General features: G+C 34.0%; 9 protein-coding genes, 2 tRNA genes and 1 other RNA gene. 3 read left to right on the forward strand and 9 right to left on the reverse strand.

What is annotated here, in order from left to right; all coding sequences use genetic code 11:
• Positions 1–231: 231 nt before the first annotated feature.
• Both TH67_RS10005 and TH67_RS10010 read right to left on the reverse strand, forming a co-directional pair.
• Complete coding sequence (locus tag TH67_RS10005; RefSeq protein ID WP_072595440.1) at positions 232–768, reverse strand: hypothetical protein; 537 nt, start codon at positions 766–768, stop codon at positions 232–234.
• Positions 761–1,024 (reverse strand): helix-turn-helix transcriptional regulator, encoded by a 264-nt coding sequence (locus tag TH67_RS10010; RefSeq protein WP_072595441.1) that lies wholly within the window; start codon positions 1,022–1,024, stop codon positions 761–763. The genes TH67_RS10005 and TH67_RS10010 overlap by 8 nt, the downstream gene beginning before the upstream one ends.
• Positions 1,025–1,206: 182 nt before the next feature.
• Between TH67_RS10010 and TH67_RS10015 the strand changes: the two genes are divergently transcribed.
• Together TH67_RS10015 and TH67_RS10020 are read left to right on the forward strand one after the other, a co-directional pair.
• Positions 1,207–1,887, forward strand: a complete 681-nt coding sequence (locus TH67_RS10015) for a helix-turn-helix domain-containing protein (RefSeq protein ID WP_072595442.1) — start codon at positions 1,207–1,209, stop codon at positions 1,885–1,887.
• Between the two features lie 235 nt (positions 1,888–2,122).
• The gene (locus TH67_RS10020; RefSeq protein WP_072595443.1) at positions 2,123–3,328 is read left to right on the forward strand and encodes a restriction endonuclease; all 1,206 of its coding nucleotides are present in this window, start codon (positions 2,123–2,125) and stop codon (positions 3,326–3,328) included.
• A 307-nt stretch (positions 3,329–3,635) separates the two neighbouring features.
• On the opposite strand, the gene TH67_RS10025 is transcribed toward TH67_RS10020, so the two are convergent.
• The 4 genes from TH67_RS10025 to TH67_RS10040 all read right to left on the reverse strand — a co-directional run bounded on the left by TH67_RS10025 (position 3,636) and on the right by TH67_RS10040 (position 6,919).
• The gene (locus tag TH67_RS10025) at positions 3,636–4,403 is read right to left on the reverse strand and encodes a DUF3825 domain-containing protein (RefSeq protein WP_072595444.1); all 768 of its coding nucleotides are present in this window, start codon (positions 4,401–4,403) and stop codon (positions 3,636–3,638) included.
• 292 nt (positions 4,404–4,695) lie between these two features.
• On the reverse strand, positions 4,696–5,895 hold the full coding sequence (locus TH67_RS10030; RefSeq protein ID WP_072595445.1) for a tyrosine-type recombinase/integrase: 1,200 nt from the start codon (positions 5,893–5,895) through the stop codon (positions 4,696–4,698).
• Between the two features lie 234 nt (positions 5,896–6,129).
• Positions 6,130–6,488: a transfer-messenger RNA gene (ssrA, locus tag TH67_RS10035) on the reverse strand.
• A 26-nt stretch (positions 6,489–6,514) separates the two neighbouring features.
• On the reverse strand, positions 6,515–6,919 hold the full coding sequence (locus tag TH67_RS10040; protein WP_035167557.1) for a histidine phosphotransferase: 405 nt from the start codon (positions 6,917–6,919) through the stop codon (positions 6,515–6,517).
• Between the two features lie 85 nt (positions 6,920–7,004).
• On the opposite strand from TH67_RS10040, the gene panB reads away from it, so the two are divergent.
• Complete coding sequence (gene panB / locus TH67_RS10045) at positions 7,005–7,814, forward strand: 3-methyl-2-oxobutanoate hydroxymethyltransferase (RefSeq protein ID WP_072595446.1); 810 nt, start codon at positions 7,005–7,007, stop codon at positions 7,812–7,814.
• A gap of 37 nt (positions 7,815–7,851) precedes the next feature.
• Here the strand turns inward: panB and TH67_RS10050 are convergent, their stop codons facing one another.
• The 3 genes from TH67_RS10050 to TH67_RS10060 all read right to left on the reverse strand — a co-directional run bounded on the left by TH67_RS10050 (position 7,852) and on the right by TH67_RS10060 (position 9,296).
• Positions 7,852–8,871, reverse strand: a complete 1,020-nt coding sequence (locus TH67_RS10050) for a bifunctional 3,4-dihydroxy-2-butanone 4-phosphate synthase/GTP cyclohydrolase II (RefSeq protein WP_072595447.1) — start codon at positions 8,869–8,871, stop codon at positions 7,852–7,854.
• 264 nt (positions 8,872–9,135) lie between these two features.
• Positions 9,136–9,212 (reverse strand) — tRNA-Asp (locus TH67_RS10055).
• A gap of 8 nt (positions 9,213–9,220) precedes the next feature.
• A tRNA-Val gene (locus TH67_RS10060) sits at positions 9,221–9,296 on the reverse strand.
• Between the last annotated feature and the right edge of the window lie 83 nt (positions 9,297–9,379).

The raw sequence follows: 9,379 nt of genomic DNA on the forward strand, positions 1-9,379 counted from the left end.
CCAAGCGTAAACATAGCACCGCCTACAAAAGCACAAACAACTACTGCAATAACGCTTAAGGCAAATTGCTCAGTCATCCTAAATCCTTTTTTATCAAATTCACTCTTTTAACTCCTTTGAGATATAATCAAATCACGAAACGAAAACCCCAAAGGAGCTAAAACAATGAACGAAATATAAGATCTTTTTAAAGAACCTCGTCCGAATCTGAACCGCTCCGGACGAAGATGGTTATTTATTATGAAAAATACCTAAATCTCGGTACCTTTCATTCTCTGGCGCAGTAATAAAATACCCATGCAAGGCACATATAATAGCCTCTCTAGCAATAGGGGAAAAGTTGTTTAACTCTTTTATAGATTCGTAAAGAAACAGTGACGCAGACCTAACGCCTGATTCTCCTTTTTCTTGGGCTTTGTCTTCTATGTTTTTCTTGCTTTTCTCATCGTACATGCTAAAGCCTGCACCATCTATCCTGGCTACGACGTCTTCTGGAATTTCGCCATCTAGCTTGTCTATAAAAGCAACAAGATTATTTATAATAGCGGCTGTTCTGGGTACCTTATCACAACGTAGCATTTTCTCAAGAGTAGTTTTGACATCTTTAATGTTTTTATTTACAATTTCCGAGTAGACAGAATTAAGCTCTAGTTTTCGTTCTAATGCATTTATTTTTCTAGCTTCCAATAGACTAGACTCAATATCGCATTTGTCTGTCTCTACATTTAAAAATCTTCTGATGGCCTCTTCTTTTTCATAATCACACATCATTTTTCCTTTTATTAAAAATTTCGCCTTCGCCTTGGTAGATCCAGTTTTGATTGAGGTTATATTTTTCACTAAGCCTCATCACCCACTCGTATGGGATGAGCTTACGACCACGTTTGACCTCGTTAAAAAAGTATTTTGTAGTTTCAAGTAGTTCGCAAATTTCCACGAGATCTAGCCCAAAAATCAGCCTAACGCCCTCGAGCCTTTCACCGACCTCTGCTAGAGAGATGTAATCACTTGCTTTACGCTTCATGAATAGTCCTTTTTTAGCCAAAACCAGCTATAATCTAGGGTTAAAACAAAAAGTTTTAATTTTAAGGCTTATTTTTTAAGCCCCTAAATCAAAAGTTTTTATTTTTAATGAGTTAATTATATACTCAATTGAAATAAAAGTCAATAGTATATTACTCAAAATTTTATAAAAGGAGTATAAAAATGGAAAATTTAGAAGCTATTTTGGCGAGAATGCGCGCTGTGCTCGGAGTAAAAACAGATAAGCAGATGTGTGAAATTTTAAAAATTCCATACAATACTATTACGACTTGGAAAGATAGAGGCAAAATTCCAAAAGGAAGATTTTTTGAAATTGCCACCAAACTAAACGTATCTCCGCAATATTTAGAGAGCGGCATAAACGTATCAAACGGGCATTTTATAAACGGCAATAACGTAAGCGTAGGGAACTATCACATAGGGCAAAGCTCGGCAAAAGACGAAGATATAGAACTCATAAACGCCATAAAAGAAAATGATCCGAATAGGGAATATAGAAATTTGGAAGATTTAAAAAAACGCTTGTTTATAAAAACAAATGACGAGTTTATGAAAATTTTTCAATTAACGAGAGAAGATTTCAATAAAATCCCGGCTAGCGGAATATCGCAAAAAATGGCCGCTGCAGCGCATGCAATAGAGCGGAAAATACACGGTATCTTGCTAGATCCGGGCGAGGCTACCGGGCTGAGCGAGTACGGCCGTATAAAAGTAGAAGGCGGAACGCGCGAGCTAGTAGGAGACGATATAAAAATAGCCTATCTGCTAGCTTATGCAAATAAAGAGTTTAAACAAAACGTTTTAAAAAAGCTGGAAGCTTTTAGAGAGCTTTCTAAAATTTAAGAGAGCTACACTTAAAGGATAAAAAAGAATAGCCATTGTGGACAAAATTGACAAGTTTTAAAATGATGACAACTGCTCTCATAATTTTGCTACATCTTTTATCTTGTGGCTTTTTTATATTTGGCTACATTGTAATAGAAAAAGAAAAACATGATAGTGGCTATTTCTTTTAATTATTTCAGTTGTTGTTACCACTGTTGCAGTATTGTATGCAAGTAAGTTAGAGGAAAAAGAAGTGGAGCTTGAAAAAAGTAATTTAAAAAAAGCTATACTTGAACTACAAGAAGAGATAAACGAAAATCTTAAATACGAGCACATTTTACCTAAAAACGACGAATATAAAAAGCGTTGTAACACTAACTTATATGAAGTAGCAAAAGAAAAATACAGCCAAGAAATAATTAATGATGATGACGATATAAATGAGCTAAAAAGAAAAATAACGATATTTAAAAATTTTAGAGAGCAGCAAAATAGAATATTTAAAGTAGTATATACGCTAGTGAATGAAAATAGTGAATTATCAGAAAAAGTAGCCGCTATCAACGTAGATTTCTTTATAGAGGAAAATAATATTCCTATATTAAATTTTAGAAATTTTGAATTAGTGGATCGATCTGTTTTGTTGACTAGTTTGTACTATTATGATAAATGTTTTTGGGGAATTAATGATAAAAGACTTGATTTTTTAATTGAAAAAAATAATATACTCAATGGACTTTTAAGACAAAAAATAGAATTAAATCAACAGTATTTATCTCCATGTGAGCATAAAATAGCAATGGCTTATCTAAATCCAAATAAATGCCCTATATGCCAAAAAGAATTTGATAATTTTTTGATAAAAAATGATCCCAAAAGACGCCAACAAAAAATTTTAGATGAATATGAAGATAAAAGAGTGTTTAGAACGCCTGAAGAAATAGGTAGGAGATATGAAAGATATATAGGCTTTTTATATGAAATAGACGGCTACAAAGTAGACTATAATGGTATAAGGATGGGCAAAAAAGACGATGGAATAGATATAATCGCAACAAAAAGGCAAGAGCTGATAATCATACAATGTAAGTGGTATAAAGAGGATAGTCAAATACATAGCAATACAATAAGACAATTAAATGATAATTTATTAGAGTGTACTGATGATAATCCAAGCAAGAAAGTCATAGCTAGGCTCTATTCTGCTTATGATAATCTTGACGATCAGGCAAGAGCAAGGTTAGTAAAAACACAGATAGAGCATATAGTGTTACCGTATGACAACGAATATCCAAAAATAAAATGTAATATTAATGACGACAATGGAGAAAAAATATATCACTTACCTGGTGTAGGTATGTATGATTACATAAAAATAAATGTAAACAGAGGTGAATTTTATGTAAAAACCATAGAAGAAGCTGAAAATTTAGGTTTTAGGGGTATAAAAAAGACTTGATTTAAAAAACAAGAAGAAAAAGTGGCCTTACGAAGCGACCGCATAAAAATAGAAGGCCGGAACGCGCGAGCTAGTAGGAGACGATATAAAAAATAGCCTATCTGCTAGCTTATGCAAATAAAGAAGTTTTAAGCAAAACGTTTTAAAAAAGCTGGAAGCTTTTAGAGGACTTTCAATGTTTTAGGAAATAAAAATTTAAAGGGTAAAAAAGAAAAAGGTCGGGTTTAACCCGACCAAAAATTAATTGTTATAAGACTAATCTGAAACTTTTATAAAATCTAATGTTGTAATTATATTAAAGAATCGCTTAATCATCGCTTAGTCTAAGCCAGTCGCTTTCGGGTTTTACTATTAGCCTAGCATTATTATAAGCCATATCCATAGTTAAGCAAGTCGCTCCGTAATAATAATCCGTATCTTTGCTAATGGCGATAGCTATATCTGGTTTTTGTGGGTCGAGTAGACATAATGGAATCAAAAACTGAATTTTGTTGTCAAAAAATTGCGGAACCGCCGTTTTGTAATTTCTCTCGATTTTTTTCTTGGCTATTTTTATGGCGCCTTCAAGAAGAGTAACGAGCATAATCTTATTATATTGTTTAAGCTCATCGGGAAATCTTTCGTAGTTATCTTGTAATATATGTTCGGCATTTAGTCTAAGTTCTAGTTTCGTATCAAAAAATAGGTCGTCAATTGAGTTAAAAAAGGTCGCTATCTTAGGCAACTCCGCTATTTTTGATAATTTTCTCGAATTGCTCGTTAAGAATTCAACCAAAAACCATTCTTGAGGCGAATTTGGGTTTTTGTTTTTGATAAAGTAAGCATAAATATCATTATACGTACTAGTTAGTAAGCCGGTATTAAAGCAAGCTATTTTCTCGCCGTTCTCATTTTCCGCATAAGAGATTTGGTTATCTTGATGTATTTTTTTAAAATAGTGCGCTATATAGTTATGCAAAACTGGAAAATCTTTGCCGTTTTTGGGTTTCCCCCAATTTTCATCAATAATTATCTTTTTTAATCGTTTTATTTTTTCGTTAAAATCGCCACAATAAGCAAAGTCGTATAACTCCATAAATTCTCCTAAATAAAAAGTAGTATATAGCATCCATGGTAAAAATTTTATAAATTTTTACCATGTGAACGATATACAGAAGGGGCTGAAATTTAGGTCTTAGGACTGTAAAAAGTAGTTTTTTACATTTTTTAGGAAACTCATAATCTAAACTATCCGCAAAAAGCGGAGGGTTTAGATGAATAACAATTTAGATTTGATCAAAAACCTTTAGTGATCTTGAAAATCGCAAGGTTTATAAAAGTTTTTTAAATTTATACTCTATGCAAAATGATACACAATATTTTATACATTATTTTACCAACTCATCCAAATAATCTGCCCACCATTGCATCAAAGTTTTCATATCAGCTAAATTTTGAGCTCTATTGTAAGCTTCTCTTATTTTATCCTTGTCTTTGTGTGCAAGGCATCGTTCGATGATGTCAGCATGGCAGCCATGCTCATTTCTTTTTTCGTTGGCCATAGTTGAAAACATCGCACGAAAGCCATGAGAAACAATCTCATCTTTGCTGTAGCCCATGCGTCTTAGTGCTGTATTTAACGTATTTTCACTCATTGGACGGCTTTTGGATAGTGTACTAGGGAAAAGATACCCTTCGGTGCTTCCGCAAATTTTAGTGTAGTCTTTCAATAAATTTACGACTTGATCAGCTAGTGGTAGTCTAAATGCCTCTTTCATTTTCATTTTATCTGCTTTTACCGTCCAAATTTTAGCGGATAGATCAAACTCATCCCACTTGGCAGCTCTGACATTAAATGGACGCATTGCTGTATAGATCGCAAGCTTTAATGCGACTTTTGTTTTTATGTCGCCATTATATCCATCTACTGATGCAAGTAATGTGCGTATCTCATTTTCATCCGTGATAGTAGGGAAATTTTTAGGCTTTGCGGTTTTAAAGGCGTATTTGAAATTTATATCGGCCACGACATTGTGAGCGATTATCTCATAGGTAACGGCGTATCTAAAAATTTGATTTAGCAAGATAAATACACGCTTGATGGTTTCTAAATTTCCAGCTTTTTCTATGATCTTTAAGATGTCTATTATTTCTACTGCTTTTATATTATCCAATGGACGATCGCCTAAATACGGCGCAACGTGCTTGTTAAAAATTAAATTTTGTTTTTTTAAGTAGTTCGGAGTTATGTTCGCGGATTTTATATCTAGCCATTTTGCAGCGATATCGTTTAGTGTCGTTTTACTACTCTTTTTACTTACTAGCGGATCAATGCCATTTAGTATCTGAGCGGCCAACTCTCTGCGTTTTTCTCTGGCGGCTGAGAGACTAAGATCAGGATAATTCCCCAGGGCCATTCGGCGTGTTTTTAATGTAAGAGGACTTTTGTATTCAAGTGCGAAAAATTTACGACCACTTGGCTCGATAAAAATAAATAAATTTTGTCCGTCAGATTTTTTATAAACCTTATCTTTGGGTTTTAAGGCTCTTAGAGCTGTGTCCGTCAAGGGAGGGTTAATTTTTGGCATTTTCGTCCTTTTAGTGTCCGCAAGCCCCTAAAAATCAAGCAATGATTTTTTACGGATATTTTTTAGCGAACAATATTTTATCCTTTAAATTATCCGTAAAAAGTCCTTAAAGGCAATTAAAAAGATTTAAAAATATTGAAAACAATTTAAATAAATAATATATATCAAAAGTTGTTCTTGTCATGTTTCTTGAAAGGTTTTTAAAAAGATTGAAATGAATTAAAAAGTATAAGATGGTGGAAGCGAGGGGGATCGAACCCCTGTCCAAAAACAAAATGCATACAGCCTCTACACGCTTAGCAAAAGTGAAATTTTCATCTAAAAAGGCTCACTTTCCAAAACCAAAATTTAGACTAAGACTAAAATTTCAGCTAGCAAGCAGTCACTTTGCGAGCCTACTCTAGCTAAATTACTTGCTTTTGTCCTAGCTAGAATTAGACTAAGCAAGGCTCAACTGAACTTACGCAGCTTTAGCGTAAGCAGGAGCGAAATTAACGTTGTTTGCGTTTAAATTTAATTTGAGCTTTTTACGCTTTGCTCAAAGCGACGTGCCACCGTACACACTCTGCTCCTGTCGAAGCCAAGTCGCTCCCAAAAAATAAAATGGTTAGTGAATTATTTAGTTAAGTTTTGCAGGCACATCAATGATTTTTGGTTCAAGAACGCTAAAATATTCAAAATCGTTCTCGACGTCATCTTTATATTTATTAAACTGATCACTAATAAGCAGCAACCAATCTATAAATTTATCATTTGCTGGCCCTTTTAGACTTCTTGCCTCTTGAGTTATCTCTTCAGCTAAAGTTGTAAGCTTTAATATCGGATCAAGATGCATGAATCCTGCTGCTGATTTAATATTATGAAAAATCCTAGTAAGCTCTAAGATACTATCTTTATATTTATCAGCTCTTCCTAAATTTATTATCAAAGGCTCAAGTAAATCGCACATTAAAGCATAGTGAGATAAAAATTCTTCAACTATATCATAAGAGTAATCTATTTCAAGCCTTTTTAATATACCCATTTTTATGTCCTTAAGAAATTGGCGTAATTGTAGCAAAAATTTGATAAAATTGTTAGCCTTTTAGCTAAAATCCTTGGAGCTTGCAATGAAAGATGAAAAAACTCAGAAGAAAAAACTAAGCATAAATGATATAAAAAACAAAAAAGGCATTGAGCCTATTGTAATGATAACTGCCTATGATGCGTTATTTACCAAGCTTTTTGATGATTATGCTGATATTATTTTGGTTGGCGATAGCTTAAATATGAGTTTTAATATGCAAGAAAGCACGATAGGTGCGGACATGAATACCATGCTTTATCATACAAAGGCCGTTTGTAACGGAGCCAAAAATACTTTTATCATGGCCGATATGCCATTTGGCAGCTACACAAATGAAAAACAAGCGATAAAAAATGCGATGAAATTTTTCAAACAGACAAATGCCGATGCTGTAAAGCTCGAAGTTGGCATGCACCAAGTAAATTTAGTAAAGCGTCTTTGTGAAGAGGGCATAAACGTTATGGCTCACATTGGCTTAAAGCCTCAGTTTTATAAATTTGAAGGCGGTTATAAGATAAAAGGCAGAAGCGAGATCGAGGCGAAAGAATTAATTGAAGAGGCTTTAGCGTTTGAGCAAGCTGGAGCATTTGGCATCTTGCTTGAAGGCACGATGAGTAGCGTGGCTAGCGAGATAACAAAGCAAGTTCATGTACCAGTTATTGGTATCGGATCTGGGGTAAACGTCGATGGACAAGTACTTGTATGGTCTGATATGCTTGGATTTTTCGAGGACTTTAAGCCAAAATTTGTAAAACGCTATCTTGATGGAGCGGATATTGTAAGAAAGAGTGTGCAATCCTACGCAAATGATGTAAAAGGCAAAATTTTTCCAAGTGAAGAATTTTGCTACTAGGATGATTAATATCCGCATTAAATAGAACGTGACAAAATTAAATTTCTTTATAGCCCTTTATATCAAGTCCAAATCCTGCAAGGCTTACAAATTCTTTATTTTTATTTGAGCTTAAAAGCTCAATTTCACTTATGCCAAAATACTTTAAAATTTGTGCCCCAATGCCATAATCTTTTTGTGAGCTTGCATCGCTTTTATTGCTGTCTAAAAATAGCAACACTCCGCCATTTTTACTTAAAAAATCCAATGCCTTTAATAAATTATCAAATTTATCTCCACTTAAAAGCTCATGATCTTTTCTTATTTTTTGAAATTTTACATTAGTTTGCGCTTTTATCTCTCCGAAAACATAGGCAGCGTGATTTTTATTTTCGTGATCTTTTATGTCATATCTTTTTGTTTCAAAACCACAGATTTTTACATTCTTTGCGGGCGAAACCTCTATTAAGCTTTCGTGGCTAAGTCTGTATTCTACTAATTCAGAAACGCTTATCATATTTAGGTTAAATTTTTTACAAAATTCCTCCAAATAATCACGTCTTGCCATTGTGCCATCTTCTTTTACGATCTCACAAATCGCAGCCATTGGACTAACGCCAGCAAGTTTACAAAGATCAACTGATCCTTCAGTGTGACCTGTGCGAACGAGGACACCACCTTTTTTTGCAATAAGCGGAAATATATGCCCAGGCCTTACAAAATTTTCAGGCACTGAATCAGTACTAGCAGCAAGTCTAATCGTCATATCTCGCTCATAAGCACTTACGCCTGTCGTTGCTTCCTTTGCGTCAATTGTGACAGTAAATGCGGTTTCATGACTAGATGTATTTTTAGAAACCATTAGCGGCAAATCAAGTCTTTTTGCATTTGCTTCATCCATTGCAAGGCAAAGCACACCTTTTGCATGAGTGATCGCAAAATTTACCTTTTGCATATCGCTGCTTGCCGCTGAAAAGACTAAGTCTCCTTCATTCTCACGGTCTTCGTCATCGACCATAATTACCATTTTGCCATTTTTTATATCTTCAATCGCTTTTAATACATTTTCAAATGCCATAAATTTCCCTTATTAAATTTTTACGATTATATTGATTTTTTGATAACTTAGAGATAAAAATATTAATTTTGATTTGTCTTGTATCAATTATTTAGAAATTTTAGAAAAGATTTATTTTTAAATATATGTGATTTGGTAGCGATAAATTAGATTTTATTGTTCAATTTATTTTATACATAAATTTTAAAAATATAAATTTTCAATAAAATAAACTTGCTTTAAGAATTATAGTAACAGTGAAAATGAAAGTCAAAGAATAAATGATGGCGCAGCGGACGGGGCTCGAACCCGCGACCTCCGCCGTGACAGGGCGGCATTCTAACCAACTGAACTACCGCTGCACCTAAAATGGTGGTCGCTATAAGACTCGAACTTATGACATCCACCTTGTAAGGGTGGCGCTCTACCAACTGAGCTAAGCGACCTAAAWTTWAAAATATCTGGCGACCCTTAGAGGATTTGAACCTCTGTTTCTACACAGAGAAAGTAGAGTCCTGAGCCACTAGAC

This window comes from Campylobacter concisus (genome assembly GCF_001891085.1).
GTDB classification, from domain to species: Bacteria; Campylobacterota; Campylobacteria; order Campylobacterales; family Campylobacteraceae; genus Campylobacter_A; species Campylobacter_A concisus_O.